The organism is Pseudomonas sp. LAIL14HWK12:I10 (assembly GCF_900184205.1).
Taxonomy (GTDB): domain Bacteria; phylum Pseudomonadota; class Gammaproteobacteria; order Pseudomonadales; family Pseudomonadaceae; genus Aquipseudomonas; species Aquipseudomonas kermanshahensis.
This window is the reverse complement of sequence record NZ_FXWU01000013.1, coordinates 20,616-36,144: the sequence shown is the minus strand read 5'-3', so window position 1 is coordinate 36,144 and position 15,529 is coordinate 20,616. Positions and strand designations below refer to the sequence as shown.

Sequence of the window (15,529 nt, the reverse complement as noted above, 5' to 3'; positions counted from 1 at the left end):
GGGGCATGGTCGCGCGACCCTCTTGGCGACCCCCTCAATATCGAGTTGCACGAACAAGGCAATCGCGCGCCGGCCGCACAGACTTGACTGGCCCGAAACAAATGTAGGAGCAGCCTTGTGCTGCGAAGCGCCGCGCGGGCGGCGCGCGATCTCAAATCCACGACTAAAGCCGCGGCAAACACATCTTAGCCCCCCGCCCAGTTCCCCCCTTAACCCCACAGCACCCGGAACGGCCTCCGCGGGCAGCCCAATGAAGGCATTGTGATATCATTCGCTAGCCCTTGGATGGGCGCCGTTCTCCAGATTTCAACAAGGAATTTGCAAGTGAAAGATTTCGTCATCAGCGTCAACAACCTGGTCCTCTACATCTCCCTCGCCGTGATCTGGCTTTTTGCGCTGGTCGCCATGTTCACCAGCGGCTTCCTCGCTGGCCTGGGCATTTTCGTCGTTGGCAGCCTGAGCTGGTGCATCGTATCCGGCTTCTGGTTCGTGCAGTCGGCTACCTATGAAGAACTGCGCAAGCTCAACGCCAGCAAGGATTGATTGCCGCGGATGGCGCTATGCCTCGGACTTGAAGTCAGAGGAAACACACTCCACAGAAAGTTACTGTTTGTGTAATTTTCTGTGGAGTCAGCTAACTGCGGCCGAAGGACAAAAGGACAAGGTTTTTGGGGGAATGCCCACTCAACGTGGCCGCCCCGCCTCGATCCAAGCTTGCACCTGCCTCATGCCCAGCCGGTACCGGGCGCAGTTATGCAATGCCAGACTATCCAGCTCTGCCTGCAACAGCGGTTCGAACTGCAACTTCTCGTGTTCCGACAACAACAGCCCGGCAACCACTTCGCCTACTGCCTGCCTGTCGCGCACCACCGCATTGATTGCCTCGTTCAGCACCTCTCGAAAGTGCAGACGCACGGGGTCGGGTACACCCATGGCTTCCAGCATGACGCCATACTTTTTGATGGACCTACGATAAACCCAGACGAACAGATCAACTGCCATAGCCATGTCGCGCTGTTCATAAACCCCCATCATGGCGAGTGCATAGTCCTGGGGTATCACATCCAGGAACGATAATGGCGAGCAGTTGTAGAGCATCAACGGGATATTCGCCGCCAGTCGACTGGTGCGTTTGTTGCCATCCTCGAACGGCTGCAGATAAGCCAGGTTCACCCACAAAAAAAACGCCGCCTCAATAGGGCTCTTGATTTGCCTGGCCTTGTCGAGAATCTGCTCGAACATCTCCTCCAGCAATGTGGGAACCTGGGTGGGGAAATAGGTGGTACCGCTGATGTTCACCACGGTCTGGCGAATACTGCCCAACGCAGTGCTGTCTGCGAGCAGATCCTGCATCAGTAAGGCATGCAAGTTGCGAATCACCGCTGAGTTGAGGCCATACTCCGGTACCGCATCGATCATGAACTCGATGGCTGCCTTATGATTGAGCAGCATCACCGCATCCAGATCGCCATCGGTTATACCGCTTTTGAACAACCGCTCAGTGTCGAGCAGCGAGTAGCGGTTGCCTTCAAGACGCGATGAAGACCAGGAGAGATCGATCAGCAGGGGCTCCAGCACTTTCCGGGCATAGGTGCCGGCAGGCTGCTGCCCCTTCATTCTGCCTTCAACCTCCAAAGTTTCCGCTAGATCAGGAGATAGCCACGTGGTTTGATTAGGCTGATAGCTATCGACTAGATCTCGCTGATACGTGACGACGTCACGCATAGCCAGTGGAAGGAGCAAGGATTTGCGTAGGTTAATACTTTCGGAAGACCACGGCAGATCTGAAGCGATAACTTGTGCGGGAATGCTTTGGAGACGGGTCACAGATGCGCGTACGAGCCGATAGCGGGCGGTACGTCCTTCTCTCTCACGCTGAATCTTCCCCGCCTCCATCAATACATCAAGGTGGCGTTTGACGGTTGACCAACTGAGCCCCAGAAGCTCGGCAATCTCACGGGAACTCAGGGCTTGCTCGCCTTCCAGCGCACTCAGAATTTTGTTTGGCAAAGTCATCGGAACTCCGAATACAGCTCAATAGAGCTCAATATAGCTCAATGCAGCTCAAATACAGCTCAAATGCAGCTCAATTGCGCTCATCGCAGCTCACCTCAACTTAAAAACGCACCAAAAACACGGCCTCCAACCCACCCACAAATTGACGCCGCACGCCTGACTGTCAGCCCTGCAGCCATGCCGGGAATCTATTGGCCATTACCCTCCCCCCTACTTAAGATGTCACTCGTCGGATATATGCACAAAGTATTGCCAGCATGATGGCTCTTAGCCATATTTGCGCCCCCATTTCTCCACGACTGTGTGACACATGAAAACAACCGTGCCCTGTCTGGCAGCAATGATGCTGCTGAGTGGGTGCAATGGAGTGCCAACGTCCTACGTCTCCGATCCCGTCTACAGCCAAGCTTTCGTGGTCACCTCAGGTGCGCCGCTGCCGCTGTTGCTGATGGCCAGCGCCATCCAGTGGAACGAAGACTACGCAGTGACCGCCAAACACACCCCCTTCCTGCGTAACGTGGTCCATGAGGGCCTCGGCGATGTGGTGTTCTTCAAGCACAAGGCCAGCGAGGTGCCGCATTGGCGGCAATACGTACCGGGTGAGTCGGTGACGGCGGTCGGCTTCAACAGCCTGATGATTCCCGTGCAGGGCAAGGGCCATGCGTTGCCGTCGCTGGTGCGCCTTGAAGGTACGCCGGGCAGTGTCTTCTACTCGCTGCACGACGGCCCGATGGTCAAGGGCATGTCTGGCGGGCCAGTGTTCGCTGATGATGGCCAGGTGGTGGGTATCAACATTGCGTTCATCCCCAAGAACGAGATCGATGCGCGCACTCGCCCGGACCTCGCCGATAAAGAGCGCGTCAGCGTGTTCATGTCGTACAGCGAGATCGACAAGGAATGGCGGCGCTTCCAGTACTTGCTGGCACGCAAGGCCAAGCCTCATGCACCTGCGGCGATCAAGGGGATTGTGGCGGTGGCGGCCAAGCCGTGAGCAGTCGACGGTGATCTCCTACTGAGGCAGTGCTAGCCTGTGAGCGGGGCTTGGCCGCAAACGGCCAGCCAACGCACTGCAAAAGGACCTGCCATGCACCTCAGCCACCGCCCTGTTCAACCCAGCGACATCCCCGCCATCTGCTGCTTCCCCCAGGGCCCGGACGAACTGTTCTACATGTTCCCCAAAGCCACCTACCCCCTAACCCCCGTGCAATTGACCGACGCCATCGCCCAGCGCAACGGCTCTACGGTGGTGCAAGGCGGCGGCATGGTGCTGGGCTTTGCCAACTTCTACAAAGCCGAGCACGGCGGCGTGTGCGCCCTGGGCAACGTGGTGGTGGCGCCAGCTGCCCGCGGCCATGGGGTGGCGAGCTACCTGGTAACCGCCATGATCGAGCTGGCCCGCGAACAGTTTGCGGCGCGAGAGATTTGGGTGTCGTGCTTCAATCACAACACGGCGGGGTTGCTGCTTTATCCACAGCTCGGTTTTGTGCCGTTCGGCATCGAAGAACGCCAGGCGCCGGATGGGAAGCGGGTGGCGTTGGTGCAGATGAGGCAGGTACTGGCCTAGCCTGCGAAATCTAATGCGACGACGTATGGGGCTGAACAAAAAGCTCCACGCCTAGGGCACGTATGACTTTAAGCACTGTATCAAAGCGGGGCTTAGCGCCTGGGCTAAGTGCTTTATAGAGACTTTCTCGACCTAACCCACTCTGTGCAGCGATTTGTGTCATTCCCCGTGCCCGAGCGATATGACCGATGGCCCGGATAATCTCATCTGTATCGCCATCGGATAGCACCTGGCTGAGGTATTCGCTGATTGCTGCATCACTGTCAAGCAAGTCGGCGATATCAAAAGGGATCAATTTTTCGCTCATTTCATCTCCTCCACCAGCTTTCTCGCTTTGAGGATATCGGCGGTCTGGGAAGATTTGTCTCCGCCCACCATATGGAAGCCGTCTACTTTGCCGTTTCACCTTTGCGAAGAGAATTCAGGAGCGTCTGATACCTCAGTCAGTTTTTTCTTTCAAACACGTCCAAAAAATGTCTTGCAACATCAGCTGCCGAACCATACCCATCCCTCGACGTCCGATCCTGCATCCCCCGCGTTTCGAGGTACCCCGTGTGAAAGAGATCATCGCCCGCAAGTACCGCTTGGTGGTGAAGACCATCGGTTACATCGGCTGGTCGCTGTTCTGGCTGCTGATCTGGGATGTGCTGGTCACCATCGATTTCATGCTGTTCTTCAACAGCAAGTTCACCCTGCCGTTGATTCCGTTGACCTTACTGGGTTCGGCGCTGGTGGTGCTGGTGAGCTTTCGCAACAGCAGCGCCTACAACCGCTGGTGGGAGGCGCGCACGTTGTGGGGTGCGCTGGTCAACAGTTCGCGCAGTTTTGCCCGGCAGACGCTGACGCTGATCGATGACCCGGATGACGGGCTGAACCCGATCAAGGCCACGTTGCTGCGCCGGCATATCGCCTATGTGAACTGCCTGGCTGCGCACCTGAAGGGCGACCGCTGCCCGGATGAACTGATAGCGTTCATCCCGCAGGCGGAGTTCGAGCGGCGCAACCGCTCGAACAACTTCGCCAACGACATCCTCAGTGGCTCGGCAGCCCTGCTGGCGCGGGAATACCAAGCCGGGCGCCTGGACAGCATTCGCCTGGCGCGGCTGGAGTCGACCTTGGTGGACCTGTCCAATGCCCAGGGCGGCATGGAGCGGATCGCCAATACGCCGCTGCCCTACCCTTATGTGTATTTTCCGCGGCTGTTCATCACGCTGTTCTGCCTGATCGTGCCGGTGGGGCTGGTCGAGTCGCTGGAGTGGTTCACACCGCTGGCGTCGACGGTGGTGGGGTTCATGTTGCTGGCCATCGAGCGGATCGGCACCGACCTGCAAAGCCCCTTCCGCTTCAGCGAGCACCAGATCCAGATGGACACCATCTGCGAGACGATTGAGCGCAACTTAGAGTCGATGCAACGGGAAGCGCAGCATGGCGAACTGACCACCTGATGCGTGCGCGGGCTGCTCTGCAGCCCCAGTCAGGCGCGCACATAGCGCTGGCGCAGCACATCGCTCAAGGCATCCACCAGCAACACCAGCACCAGCATGGCGATGATCACCGTGCTGGCTTGCGCCTCCTGGAACAGGCTCAAGGTGGTGTAGAGCATCTGCCCCAACCCACCTGCCCCAACAAACCCCAACACACTGGCCATGCGGATGTTGTTCTCCCAGCGGTACAGGCTGTAAGCCAGCAACTGCGGCCACAGGTTAGGCAAGGTACCAAAGCAGAATGCCGCCACCTGGCTGCCCCCCTGCAAGCGAATGGCTGCTGCAGGCTCTGCCGGGGCGTTTTCCAGTGCCTCGGCAAACAAGCGGCCGAGCACGCCGGCGGTGTGTAACGCCAAGGCCAGGGTCCCAGCATTCGGGCCAAGCCCTGCGGCCAGCACGGTGAGCGCCGCCCAGACTAATTCCGGGATGGCCCGCAAGGCATTGAGCAGTACACGCGCCGCTGCCTGTAGCGGCCAGCCGAAGCGGCCCGCCGCCGGTAACGCCAGCAGCATCCCCAGCACCACCGCCAGCAAAGTCCCCAGGCCCGACATCGCCAAGGTCTCCAAGGCGCCATGCCAGACCGCGCGCAAATGCTCGACGGTCCCGTCCGGGTGCAGGAATCGCCCCGCGTACTCGCCCATCTGCCCTAGCCCGCCATCACCGACCAGCGCGTGCAGGTCCAGCTCCAGGTAGGCGAACGAGGCCACCACCGCCGCGATGATCACGCCGAGCACCAGCAGATTGATCGCCCGGTTCATGCCAGCCTTCCTCGCAGAAAGCGGCTGAGCAGGTCAGCCAGCGATACCAGCAACAGAAACGTCAGCAGCATGCTTGCCACCTCCGCGCCGGCAAACATGCGCATCGACAGGTCGATCTGCTGCCCCAACCCGCCAGCGCCGACAAACCCCATCACCACCGAGGCACGCACCGCGCATTCCCAGCGGTACACCGTGTACGACACCACTTCCGACACCGCATTGGGCAGGATGCCGTAGAAAAAGGCCATCAGCCGACCACTGCCGGCCTGCAATAGGGCATAGGCCGGGCGTTGGTCGACCGACTCGAAGATTTCGGCGTAGACCTTGCCGAGCATGCCGCTGTAGGTAATGGCGATGGCCAGCACCCCCGCCGTTGGCCCAAGCCCCACGGCACGCACGAACAGCAAGGCCCAGACGATTTCTGGCACGCTGCGCAGAAAGATCAGCAGCCCGCGTACCGGCAGCCGCAGCACCCGCGACCACCACCCGGCCCGCCCGCCACGGGAGGCCGCACGCAACGACAAGGCACGGCTGGCCAGCAGGCTGGCAGGTACCGCCAACACCAGCGCCAGGGTCATGCCGGCCGTGGCCACGGCGAGGGTCTGCAAGGTGGCCTCGTACAGCAACTGCAAGAAGGCGGCATCGTGCGCCGGCGGCCAGAATGCCTGGGTGAAGCTGGCGATCTGCTGACGGTTCTCGGCCTGCCACAGCACGCCGGGGTTCAGCTCGCTCAACTGCAGGCCCGGCCATAACACCGCCACAGCAAGCAGGGTCAGCAGCAACCGTGGCAGGGCAGCCGGGTCGCGGGCATGGGCCTTCAGCATCGCGGGATCTGTACCGTCAGCACTGCTGCAGGGCCCTGCAAGGGAGGCGAAGCCAAGTGTTCGTTGGCATAGAGTGCATCGAGCATTTGCGGGCTGACCGCCTCGGCCGGGCTGTCGAACACCACCTGCCCTTCACGAATGCCAATCACCCGTGGAAAGTGCGCCAGCGCCAGCTCGACCGCATGCAGGCTGGCCACCAGCGTTACACCGTTGGCCTGGGCGTGGCGGTTGAGCAATGCCAGGCTGTGGTCGGCCAGCACCGGGTCCATCGCCGAAACGGGCTCATCGGTCAGCAGCAAGTCCGGGCGTTGATACAGCACCCGTGCAATGCCCACCCGTTGCAGTTGGCCGCCAGACAGTTGCCCGCACTGGACGAACAGTTTGTCAGCCAGCCCCAGCTCGGCCAATGCTTGGCGAACGCCTGGCACATCGGTCGGGTACAGCAGGTTGAGCAAGCCACGTACGATACCCCACTGCCCCAGTCGCCCCGCCAGCACTGCGGTCACAACCCGCTGGCGCGGCGGCAAGGGCGGTGCCTGATGCACCAAGCCAACCCGTGCCCGCAAGCGCTGACGCGCCCTGCCAGACAACTGCCAGGGCTGTTCACCGAACAGCGCCAGGCGCCCGGCACTGGGCTGGATGGCAGTGGCCATCAGGTGCAGCAGGCTGGACTTGCCAGCGCCAGAGGGGCCGATGATCGCGACCCGCTCGCCCTGCTCCACACGCAGGTTGATCGCGTCGAGCGCGCGGACCTGGCCATGCTGCAGGCTGGCATCGTGCAGATGAATTGCCACCGGAGCGGACGTCACTTGAGCAGGCCGGCCTCACGCGCGGCTTGTTCGGTGCCCTGGTAGTTCTCAGGCTTGGTCTCGATAAAGCGGCTGGCAGCCTGCAGGTCGAGGATCGCCTTGTGCTCGGGGTTGGCCGGGTCCAGGTCGAGGAACGCCTGTTTGATCTTCGCCTTGAGTGCCGGCGCCATGTTGCCGCGCACGGTCCAGTTGTAGTCGTAGTAGGTCGGGGTAGTGGCGAACACCTTCACCTTGCTGGTATCGACCTTGCCGGCGTCCACCAACTTTTGCCAGACGCTGGCATTGAGCACCCCGCCATCGACCTTGCCGGCCTGCACCCAGGCTGCGGTGGCGTCGTGGGCGCCGGAGTAGGCCACACGGCTGAAGTAGTCCTCAGGCTTGATGTTGTTCTCTTTGAGCATGAAGTAACGCGGCATCAGGCTGCCCGAGGTGGACGATATGGAGCCGAAGGCGAACGACTTGCCCTTGAGGTCGGCCAGGCTCTTCACATTGGGGTTGGCGGTGATGAACTTGGACGTGAATTGCGCGTCCTGCTCACGCTGCACCAGCGGCGTGGCATTCGGGTCTTTCAAGTGCACCTGAACAAAGGTGAACCCACCCAGCCACGCCAGGTCGAGGCGGTCGGAGGCCAGCGATTCGACTACCGCCGGGTAGTCGGCGACCGGCACGAACTTCACCTCCATGCCCAGCTGCTTGGCCAGGTACTCCCCCAACGGCTTGAATTTACGCTGCAGCTCCGTGGGCGCTTCGTCGGGGATGGCACTGACCCGAAGGGTTTCAGCAGCCTGGGCGACAACGGCACAGCAGGACAGCACGAGGCCGGCGGCGAGCGCCAGAGGGCGTTTGAGCATGGGCAATCTCCGGGTCATTGGCAGCTAAAGGGTCGGCAGCCGTGCCGACCGTGAAAAGTATAAGTGTCCATGGCGCAATGGCCAGCTTTGCTACAATCGCGCAACAATTTGATCTGCTGAGGTATGTATGAGCGAGCCAATCCGCCTGACCCAGTACAGCCATGGTGCCGGTTGTGGCTGCAAGATCTCCCCCAAGGTACTGGACGTAATCCTTGCCGAAAGCGGCGTCCAGGCCCTGGACCCGAACCTCTGGGTGGGCAATGCTTCGCGCGACGACGCTGCCGTGTACGCCCTGGACGAAGAGCGCGGCGTGGTCTCGACCACCGACTTCTTCATGCCGATCGTCGATGACCCGTATGACTTCGGCCGCATCGCCGCCACCAACGCCATCAGCGACATCTACGCCATGGGCGGCGACCCGTTGATGGCCATCGCCATCCTCGGCTGGCCGGTCAACGTGCTGCCGCCGGAAGTCGCCCGCGAAGTGATCCGCGGCGGGCGTGCGGTCTGCGCCGAAGCCGGCATCCCGCTGGCTGGCGGCCACTCCATCGACGCCCCGGAGCCGATCTTCGGCCTGGCCGTCACCGGCGTGGTCAGCAAGCGCCATCTCAAGCGCAACGACACCGCCACCGCCGGTTGCCGCCTGTACCTGACCAAACCGCTGGGCATCGGCATCCTCACCACCGCGGAGAAAAAGGCCAAGCTGCGCGAGCAGGACCAAGGCCTGGCGCGCGACTGGATGTGCACCCTCAACACCCCCGGCAGCCGCTTCGGCAAGCTCGAAGGTGTAAGGGCGATGACCGACGTGACCGGCTTCGGCCTGTTGGGCCACTTGGTGGAGCTGGCCGACGGCAGCGGCCTCACCGCGCACCTGGACTACGCCGCAGTACCGCGCCTGCCAAGTGTCGAGCATTACCTGGCCGAGGGCTGCATCCCGGGCGGCACCTTGCGCAATTACGAAAGCTACGGCCACAAGATCGGCGCCCTGAGCGATGAGCAGAAGCACCTGCTGTGCGACCCGCAGACCAGCGGCGGCCTGCTGGTGGCGGTCAGCCCTGAGGGTGAAGCGCAGTTTCTGGCCGTGGCGGCCGAACTGGGCCTGCAACTGTCGCCCATCGGCACGCTGGGTGAGCGACAGAGCAACGCGGTCGAGGTGATCTGATGCGTCCCGACTGCACGGATTTTCGCCCGCTATTTTTGAACGACGTGCCGATGATGGACATGCGCGCGCCCATCGAATTCGCCAAAGGTGCCTTCCCGGGCGTCGTCAACCTGCCACTGATGAACGACCAGGAGCGGCAGAAGGTCGGCACCTGCTACAAACAGCAAGGCCAGGCCGCCGCCATCACGCTTGGCCACCAACTGGTCAGTGGCGCGACCAAGCGCGACCGCCTGCACGCCTGGGCCAGCTTCGCCAAGGCGCATCCCGAGGGCTACCTGTACTGTTTCCGCGGTGGCCTGCGTTCGTTGATCGTTCAACAGTGGCTGCGCGATGAAGCGGGTATCGACTACCCGCGGGTCAAGGGCGGCTACAAAGCGATGCGCACCTTTCTGCTGGACACCACTGAGCAGGCCGTGGCGCAGTGCGATTTCGTTTTGATCGGCGGCCTCACCGGCACCGGCAAGACGGAGGTACTGCACCAGTTGAGCAATGGGCTGGACCTTGAAGGTCATGCCAACCACCGTGGCTCCAGCTTCGGCAAGCGTGCCACCGCGCAGCCCGCGCAAATCGGCTTCGAAAACAAGCTGGCCATCGATGTGCTGAAAAAGCGCGCGCGTGGCATCGAGCAGTTCGTGCTCGAAGATGAAGGCCGTATCGTCGGCAGCTGCACCGTGCCGCTGGCTTTGTATCAAGGCATGCAGCAGTACCCGTTGGTATGGCTGGAGGACAGTTTCGAGCAGCGTGTTGAACGTATCCTGCGCGATTACGTGGTCAACCTGAGCGCAGAGTTCGTCGATGTGCACGGCGACGAAGAGGGCCGCCGACTGTTTGCCGAACGCATGCTGTCGAGCATGGCCAATATCCACAAGCGACTGGGTGGTGAACGCTGCCAACGCTTGTCCGCCATCCTGCAACAAGCCCTGGATGAGCAACAGCGCAGCGGCGCGGTGGAGCTGCACCGGGGCTGGATCGAAGGGTTGCTCAAGGAGTATTACGACCCGATGTATGCCTATCAGCGCGATGCCAAGGCTGAGCGTATCGAGTTTGCGGGGGATGCCGTGGAGGTGCGCGAATACCTCAAGGCCCGCGCGCGGCGCGAACTGCGCAAATAAAACCAGGGCCGCTTCGCGCCCCATCGCCGGCAAGCCAGCTCCCACCCGAACTATGTAGCCTCTAAGGCTAGCGCCGCACCTGTGGGAGCTGGCTTGCCAGCGATGAGGCCGGAACAAGCACCACAAGACAGTTGCTCCCACCGGTACTGCATCGCCCGATAGTACTCTGCTGTCTCTGTGGGAGCCGGCTTGCCGGCGATTGGGCCGGAACAGGCAACCTCACTGCCCCGGGCTGAGTACTCGCTCAAGCTCGGCCGCCCGGTCCCGGGTCATGTCCATCACGCACACGCCGCCTTCCAGCTGCGCCAGGGTCCCGCCACTGGCCTGTACGTGGAACGTGCAGTTGTCATCACGGTAGGCGATCCACTTGCGCTGTACCTCGCGCAGGCGTTTCTGCTGCCCTGCCTCCAGTTTGCCCATCAACTGTTTGTACACCCGGTTCAAGCGCTGGTCCTGCAACTGGGTCTCGGCCTGGATGCAACTGCTCATGGCCACTGTGCTGGACGCCTTGTCCATGCATTGGCCGTAGCTCGGCGAATTTTCTTCGGCCATGGCCAGCGGCAGCACACACGCCAGCGCCAGGCCCGTCAGGTGATACCTGTTCATGACTATTCCCCCTGTGGATATCAAAATGTCTGTGGCTGTTCCGGCGGCATCAGCACCTTGTTCGGCTCGAAACGCAACGACGGCATCTGCGTCGCGGCATACAACGCGACACCCAACGCCGCTATCAAGGCCACATCGAGCCAGCGCCATCCGGGCATGTCATCGGCGCTGCGGGCCTTCCAGCAATGCCAGGCCTGGCCCGCGCAAAACACCACCATCGCAATCAGCCATAGATAAAAGCCTGCACCAAAACCGGTGCGGTCATGAAACGCGTAGCTTTGGCTGTCTGGCAGGCGGTCGATTCCGAAACTGCTGGCCGCCAGATACAACGCCGCCACACCGCACGCCAAGGCCAACCGACGGAAACGTCGATGGGCAAGAATCGCCACGGCCAGCAGCGGATTGGCAAACCATTGATACAACCCGAAGGGCATGCCCCATGGCCCGTACAGCAACATCTGCAGGGCGGGCATGTGGCGGTCGCCACTCATCAGCACGCCATCGAAAAACAGCGCGAGCAGGTACAGGAACAGGCTGATGCTCAGGTAGAAAACGGGCAAAGGGGCACACCTGGGGAAAACGGGACAGGCTGCGACCATAACCCAGGCCCTGCCCCGCTTCCAGGCGTTTAGTAAGTGCCGCGCAGGGTCACCACCGATAGCGTGATGTACAGCAGACGATGAAAGTCGAGGTTAGCCATAACACTATGCAACCGGTGGTTCCAGCAGCAGGCCATAGATGCCCGAGTCGGACAGCTCACCGGCCACGCACCAGCGCGCCCGCAGGGTGCCTTCGAGCACGAAGCCCTGGCGTTCGAGCGTGCGTGCCGAGCCTTGGTTGCGCGGGTCGATCTCCCCCTCCAGGCGGCGCATGTGCAGGGTGTGGGCGAGGTAGTCGATGAAGCAGGTCAATGCCTCATCCATGTACCCCCTGCCCTGTACGGCGCTGGCCAGGCAATAGCCGATCTCGCCACGGCGGGATACGTCATCGATGTTGAACAGTTGGACCATGCCGATGAGTTCGCCGTTGTCACGGCGGTACATGCCGAGCTTGAGCTGGTCGCCATTGGCATAGGCTTCACGGTCGGCGGCCAGGGCGCTTTCGGCCTCGGCGAGGTCTTGCCAGGGTGCATGGTGCCAATAACGCATGACCTCGGGGTCGGCCATGATCGCCAGCCATTGCGCGGCATCGCCATGGCGCATCGGGCGCAATTGCAGGCGGGGGCTGTCGAGGCAGAGGTCACTGGGGAAACTGCGGGGTGGGGTCACGCCGGATCTCCTGTCCATTGCTGGGGAGATGACAGTTTAACGTCAAGCGAGGCGGCTGGGGGATGCGTTGGGTTTTATCGTGTGTTTGAGCGTGGGCGGTTGTCTGGCGGGGGGTTCGCGCTGGGGCGGAAATCGAGCGCCGCCCGCGCGGCGCTTCGCAGCACAAGGCTGCTCCTACATTTTTTCAGGCCAGTGAGGCATGTCCCATATGCACAGGACCGCCTTGTTAGTTCGACCCGACATTGAGCGCGCGCCAATGACTCAGGAATAATTGGCCCGCAACAGGTGTAGGAGCAGCCTTGTGCTGCGAAGCGCCGCGCGCGCGGCGCTCGTCTGCGCTACCACTCAACCGCCCCGGTTCAACCCCATTTCCATGTCGTTGATCAGCGCCTTGGCCATGGCACTGAGAATCCGTGCAGCGCTGCCTGCAACTTTGTTGCCCTCCATCTCGGCCTCCTCGCTGAGGTGGCGTATGCACCCCAGCAACACAGACAATTCATCGAACGCGTGATCAAGGGGGATGCCCGGTTCGATGCGGAACAATTCGAGAAACGTCTCCACGCCAGCGGTGGTATGGCTTTTCAGGTGATTGCTCATTCCACTGCCTCCTGCGCCTTTATGTGGGCGAACAGCGCATGAAGCAATTCGGTCAGGGCGGACATGTTTTCGAGGAGGGCGCTGCGTTGCAGGCTGTCTTCGGCTTTGAGGTAAAGCTCGATGGTTTGGGAAAGGCTGCCCATGAGCTTGGCTGCCTGGGACCTTGCCTCTGCATGGGAGAGGTCGGCGATTATCGAGATATAAGGGATTGGGAAAGTGGGTGGGTCAGGTACAAGTTTTTTCATGGTGAACTCCAATGACATTTCAAGGAGCAACCACCTTGGTCCTTCTCACAGATTTGGGTGGCAGCCGTGCGCGAGGTGAGAAGCCCGTGTTGGAGTCACCACGGTCAGACCGAAGCCTGCACGCGCACAGCTGCCATAAAAAAGGCCGACTACCAACAACGAGTTCTCACACCCGCTCGCCATATGGGCGAGCCATGAAGTTATCGCTGAAGTACTTCCCCGCCTATCAGGCGGCATCCGACAGACACCGTAGGATAATTCGACAAGCCTGCCTTTCTGAAGCATTTGGTTTCAAGTTCAGAATCTTCTTACAGCTGATGGCCCTTTCGCGGGCAAGCCCACTCCCACAGGATCGGTGACTTGCTTCGCCCACAGGTCTTGCAACGGTCCTGTGGGAGCGGGCTTGCCCCGCGAAAGGGCCGGCACAGGCGACCCAAAAAGGTCAGGCCACCTCAGCCCCATCATCATCCGGCCAATGCGGCTCGTTGGCCCCAGGCGGGGTCAACGGCGGCAAGCCATAGGCCGCGCGTGCATCGTCGCAGCTCGGGTTGTGCACCCCACCCTCCCACGACGCTTCGAACTCCCGGCAAGGGCTCGAGCGGTTGGCGTAGATGGTGCACGCCACCTCTTTGCCGATCTCGCCGGCAAGGCTGACGCAGCGGCAAGGCTTGGCATCGGTGCCGATCATCGCGACCCGCGTAGGGTTGATTTGCACCACCAGGTCGTCAGGCACAACGCCCCCGGCAGACTGGCATTCGCCCCAGAAGAAGGACACACGGAAGTACCCGCAGCAGGCGCCGCAGTCAAGGCAAGGGTTATATTCGGACATGAGGCCACGGAGGGAAGGTTGTTGTTATCGGGGCTGGGCCCGCGGCGCCATTTTCATTCCAACCGGGGCCGGCTGGATAGAGGGGGAATGCAAAAAAAATTGCCGCTGATCCGGCAAACCCCACGCCCCAAAAAACGGGCGAACAGCACGGCGGCTGCCCGCCTGCCCGGCCTAACGCAGGGCCTTGTAAGTGTTGGCATCCCAGTGCTGCAGCCCAAGGCCTTCGCGAGGGTCATAACGGTCACTGCGCACGAGGCTGAAGCGCGTGCGGGTTTCGCCGAAGTGCACCAGCCGATCGTCTTTTTGGCCTTCGGTGATGACGGTATACGACTGGCTGCGCATGGCCTGGTAGTGCTCATCGGCGGCCGCCATGGCCAAGTGATGCTGCATCAGCTGGTTGTCATCCAGCGCCAGGCACTTGTCCAGTTCGACACCCCAACGGGTCAGGCAGACTTCGGCGAAATGCCGCACGATCAACCCGGGTTCGACCAGCACCTTGCCGTCGCTCGCCCCGTCAGCCGATGCATTACCCACCAAAGTGGCATGCCGGCCCGGCATTGGGTAGACGCACATGCGCGTGTTGCTTTCGACCGCTGGGATCACACAGGCAAAGCCATTGGAGCGTTCATCCCGGGAATAGAAACCCACATACTCATTGACGTTCCCGGCTAGTTTGACCCGCCTGCTCTGCACGTTGCCAGTGCCCGGCACCGGGTCAATGGCAAAAATATTGACCGGGATATCCCGCAGCAGCGGATCCTCAGCCATCGCATTGGCCAGCATATGGCAACTGATACCGCCGCGGCTCCAGCCCACCAGGTTGACCTGGGTGGGCAAGCACGGTTCGCGGAATATCTTGATGATCTGTTCCTGCAGCGCCTGCGGGGTCGGGTGGCGATCGCCGTAGTCATAAGTGCGCCAGAACCAGGAAGCCGTGGCGGACGCATCCGGGATCGGCACGCCTGCGTCTCTCAGCCTTGTGTACGCTTGCTCGGTGAGTTTGGTGCGCTGCCAACTGCTCTCACCCTTGATCACGTTCAGCACATGGCTCACGTTTTCTTCCCAACCACGGCCAAACAACTGACCACTCCAGTTAAAGTAGCCACCTGGCTCAACGAACAATTCGTCATCCTGAAGGTTGCCGCTGCCCGGCCCGTCAACCGCAATCCAGTGGGCGAATTCGCGCCCCTGATCGTTGCTGGCCAATGTCGAGACCAGCTCGCCGTTCCAGAAATTGGGGTTGGCAGCATCGAAGCGGTGGGAACCGGTGCCGCAGAAATACGCTGTGAATACACTCATTTGGATACCTGAACAGGAAAATGAGTGCTGAAGGTAGTGGCGCGAATAATCGCCAGGCAGTCGGAAGGCCAGCCCAGCTGATATAACGAGGGGCCGCCACGCGGC

Annotated in this window: 19 protein-coding genes; 6 read left to right on the top strand and 13 right to left on the bottom strand. The window is 61.3% G+C overall.

The window, feature by feature from the left end:
- Positions 1-324: 324 nt before the first annotated feature.
- Positions 325-543, top strand: a complete 219-nt coding sequence (locus QOS90_RS23565; RefSeq protein WP_085272636.1) for a hypothetical protein — start codon at positions 325-327, stop codon at positions 541-543.
- Between the two features lie 141 nt (positions 544-684).
- On the opposite strand, the gene QOS90_RS23560 is transcribed toward QOS90_RS23565, so the two are convergent.
- Positions 685-2,016, bottom strand: coding sequence for a Fic family protein (locus QOS90_RS23560; RefSeq protein ID WP_085272635.1), 1,332 nt, complete (start codon positions 2,014-2,016; stop codon positions 685-687).
- Positions 2,017-2,359: 343 nt separating this feature from the next.
- Between QOS90_RS23560 and QOS90_RS23555 the strand changes: the two genes are divergently transcribed.
- Positions 2,360-3,007, top strand: coding sequence for a S1 family serine peptidase (locus tag QOS90_RS23555; RefSeq protein WP_027595527.1), 648 nt, complete (start codon positions 2,360-2,362; stop codon positions 3,005-3,007).
- A gap of 93 nt (positions 3,008-3,100) precedes the next feature.
- The gene (locus QOS90_RS23550) at positions 3,101-3,580 is read left to right on the top strand and encodes a GNAT family N-acetyltransferase (protein ID WP_085272634.1); all 480 of its coding nucleotides are present in this window, start codon (positions 3,101-3,103) and stop codon (positions 3,578-3,580) included.
- Between the two features lie 10 nt (positions 3,581-3,590).
- Here QOS90_RS23550 and QOS90_RS23545 read toward each other — a convergent pair whose 3' ends face one another.
- On the bottom strand, positions 3,591-3,887 hold the full coding sequence (locus QOS90_RS23545) for an addiction module antidote protein (RefSeq protein ID WP_027595525.1): 297 nt from the start codon (positions 3,885-3,887) through the stop codon (positions 3,591-3,593).
- A gap of 247 nt (positions 3,888-4,134) precedes the next feature.
- Here QOS90_RS23545 and QOS90_RS23540 point away from each other — a divergent pair, with 247 nt between their 5' ends.
- Positions 4,135-5,025 carry a bestrophin family protein gene (locus tag QOS90_RS23540; protein ID WP_027595523.1) on the top strand — a complete coding sequence of 297 codons (891 nt, stop codon included), beginning with the start codon at positions 4,135-4,137 and terminating at the stop codon, positions 5,023-5,025.
- A 29-nt stretch (positions 5,026-5,054) separates the two neighbouring features.
- On the opposite strand, the gene phnE is transcribed toward QOS90_RS23540, so the two are convergent.
- From phnE to QOS90_RS23520, 4 genes are read right to left on the bottom strand one after another with little or no spacing between them, the layout of a single operon-like run.
- Complete coding sequence (phnE, locus tag QOS90_RS23535) at positions 5,055-5,822, bottom strand: phosphonate ABC transporter, permease protein PhnE (RefSeq protein ID WP_085272633.1); 768 nt, start codon at positions 5,820-5,822, stop codon at positions 5,055-5,057.
- Positions 5,819-6,646: a PhnE/PtxC family ABC transporter permease gene (locus QOS90_RS23530; RefSeq protein ID WP_085272632.1), complete on the bottom strand. Its 828-nt coding sequence runs from the start codon at positions 6,644-6,646 to the stop codon at positions 5,819-5,821. Before QOS90_RS23530 ends, phnE begins: the two co-directional genes overlap by 4 nt.
- On the bottom strand, positions 6,640-7,440 hold the full coding sequence (locus QOS90_RS23525; RefSeq protein ID WP_027595520.1) for a phosphonate ABC transporter ATP-binding protein: 801 nt from the start codon (positions 7,438-7,440) through the stop codon (positions 6,640-6,642). The genes QOS90_RS23530 and QOS90_RS23525 overlap by 7 nt, the downstream gene beginning before the upstream one ends.
- Positions 7,441-7,451: 11 nt before the next feature.
- A complete protein-coding gene (locus QOS90_RS23520; protein ID WP_027595519.1) occupies positions 7,452-8,306 on the bottom strand; it encodes a putative selenate ABC transporter substrate-binding protein in 855 nt (284 codons plus the stop codon).
- Positions 8,307-8,433: 127 nt separating this feature from the next.
- Here QOS90_RS23520 and selD point away from each other — a divergent pair, with 127 nt between their 5' ends.
- Together selD and mnmH are read left to right on the top strand one after the other, a co-directional pair.
- Positions 8,434-9,468, top strand: coding sequence for a selenide, water dikinase SelD (gene selD, locus QOS90_RS23515; protein ID WP_085272631.1), 1,035 nt, complete (start codon positions 8,434-8,436; stop codon positions 9,466-9,468).
- On the top strand, positions 9,468-10,580 hold the full coding sequence (gene mnmH, locus QOS90_RS23510; protein ID WP_085272630.1) for a tRNA 2-selenouridine(34) synthase MnmH: 1,113 nt from the start codon (positions 9,468-9,470) through the stop codon (positions 10,578-10,580). Before selD ends, mnmH begins: the two co-directional genes overlap by 1 nt.
- 219 nt (positions 10,581-10,799) lie before the next feature.
- Here the strand turns inward: mnmH and QOS90_RS23505 are convergent, their stop codons facing one another.
- The 7 genes from QOS90_RS23505 to QOS90_RS23475 all read right to left on the bottom strand — a co-directional run bounded on the left by QOS90_RS23505 (position 10,800) and on the right by QOS90_RS23475 (position 15,424).
- On the bottom strand, positions 10,800-11,186 hold the full coding sequence (locus QOS90_RS23505) for a lysozyme inhibitor LprI family protein (RefSeq protein WP_027595516.1): 387 nt from the start codon (positions 11,184-11,186) through the stop codon (positions 10,800-10,802).
- 20 nt (positions 11,187-11,206) lie between these two features.
- Positions 11,207-11,746, bottom strand: coding sequence for a hypothetical protein (locus tag QOS90_RS23500; protein ID WP_027595515.1), 540 nt, complete (start codon positions 11,744-11,746; stop codon positions 11,207-11,209).
- 144 nt (positions 11,747-11,890) lie between these two features.
- A complete protein-coding gene (locus QOS90_RS23495) occupies positions 11,891-12,454 on the bottom strand; it encodes a GNAT family N-acetyltransferase (RefSeq protein WP_027595514.1) in 564 nt (187 codons plus the stop codon).
- A 345-nt stretch (positions 12,455-12,799) separates the two neighbouring features.
- Positions 12,800-13,051 (bottom strand): DUF3077 domain-containing protein, encoded by a 252-nt coding sequence (locus QOS90_RS23490; RefSeq protein WP_027595513.1) that lies wholly within the window; start codon positions 13,049-13,051, stop codon positions 12,800-12,802.
- Positions 13,048-13,296: a hypothetical protein gene (locus tag QOS90_RS23485; RefSeq protein WP_172960340.1), complete on the bottom strand. Its 249-nt coding sequence runs from the start codon at positions 13,294-13,296 to the stop codon at positions 13,048-13,050. Before QOS90_RS23485 ends, QOS90_RS23490 begins: the two co-directional genes overlap by 4 nt.
- A gap of 442 nt (positions 13,297-13,738) precedes the next feature.
- Positions 13,739-14,125 (bottom strand): YkgJ family cysteine cluster protein, encoded by a 387-nt coding sequence (locus tag QOS90_RS23480; RefSeq protein WP_085272629.1) that lies wholly within the window; start codon positions 14,123-14,125, stop codon positions 13,739-13,741.
- A gap of 171 nt (positions 14,126-14,296) precedes the next feature.
- The gene (locus QOS90_RS23475; protein WP_085272628.1) at positions 14,297-15,424 is read right to left on the bottom strand and encodes a hypothetical protein; all 1,128 of its coding nucleotides are present in this window, start codon (positions 15,422-15,424) and stop codon (positions 14,297-14,299) included.
- Between the last annotated feature and the right edge of the window lie 105 nt (positions 15,425-15,529).

Bases quoted from the DNA above. Each gene is read 5' to 3' on its own strand.
- QOS90_RS23560 (WP_085272635.1), bottom strand. From the start codon at position 2,016: ATGACTTTGCCAAACAAAATTCTGAGTGCGCTGGAAGGCGAGCAAGCC.
- QOS90_RS23555 (WP_027595527.1), top strand. From the start codon at position 2,360: ATGCTGCTGAGTGGGTGCAATGGAGTGCCAACGTCCTACGTCTCCGAT.
- QOS90_RS23550 (WP_085272634.1), top strand. From the start codon at position 3,101: ATGCACCTCAGCCACCGCCCTGTTCAACCCAGCGACATCCCCGCCATC.
- QOS90_RS23545 (WP_027595525.1), bottom strand. From the start codon at position 3,887: ATGAGCGAAAAATTGATCCCTTTTGATATCGCCGACTTGCTTGACAGT.
- phnE (WP_085272633.1), bottom strand. From the start codon at position 5,822: ATGAACCGGGCGATCAATCTGCTGGTGCTCGGCGTGATCATCGCGGCG.
- QOS90_RS23530 (WP_085272632.1), bottom strand. From the start codon at position 6,646: ATGCTGAAGGCCCATGCCCGCGACCCGGCTGCCCTGCCACGGTTGCTG.
- QOS90_RS23520 (WP_027595519.1), bottom strand. From the start codon at position 8,306: ATGCTCAAACGCCCTCTGGCGCTCGCCGCCGGCCTCGTGCTGTCCTGC.
- selD (WP_085272631.1), top strand. From the start codon at position 8,434: ATGAGCGAGCCAATCCGCCTGACCCAGTACAGCCATGGTGCCGGTTGT.
- mnmH (WP_085272630.1), top strand. From the start codon at position 9,468: ATGCGTCCCGACTGCACGGATTTTCGCCCGCTATTTTTGAACGACGTG.
- QOS90_RS23505 (WP_027595516.1), bottom strand. From the start codon at position 11,186: ATGAACAGGTATCACCTGACGGGCCTGGCGCTGGCGTGTGTGCTGCCG.
- QOS90_RS23490 (WP_027595513.1), bottom strand. From the start codon at position 13,051: ATGAGCAATCACCTGAAAAGCCATACCACCGCTGGCGTGGAGACGTTT.
- QOS90_RS23485 (WP_172960340.1), bottom strand. From the start codon at position 13,296: ATGAAAAAACTTGTACCTGACCCACCCACTTTCCCAATCCCTTATATC.
- QOS90_RS23480 (WP_085272629.1), bottom strand. From the start codon at position 14,125: ATGTCCGAATATAACCCTTGCCTTGACTGCGGCGCCTGCTGCGGGTAC.
- QOS90_RS23475 (WP_085272628.1), bottom strand. From the start codon at position 15,424: ATGAGTGTATTCACAGCGTATTTCTGCGGCACCGGTTCCCACCGCTTC.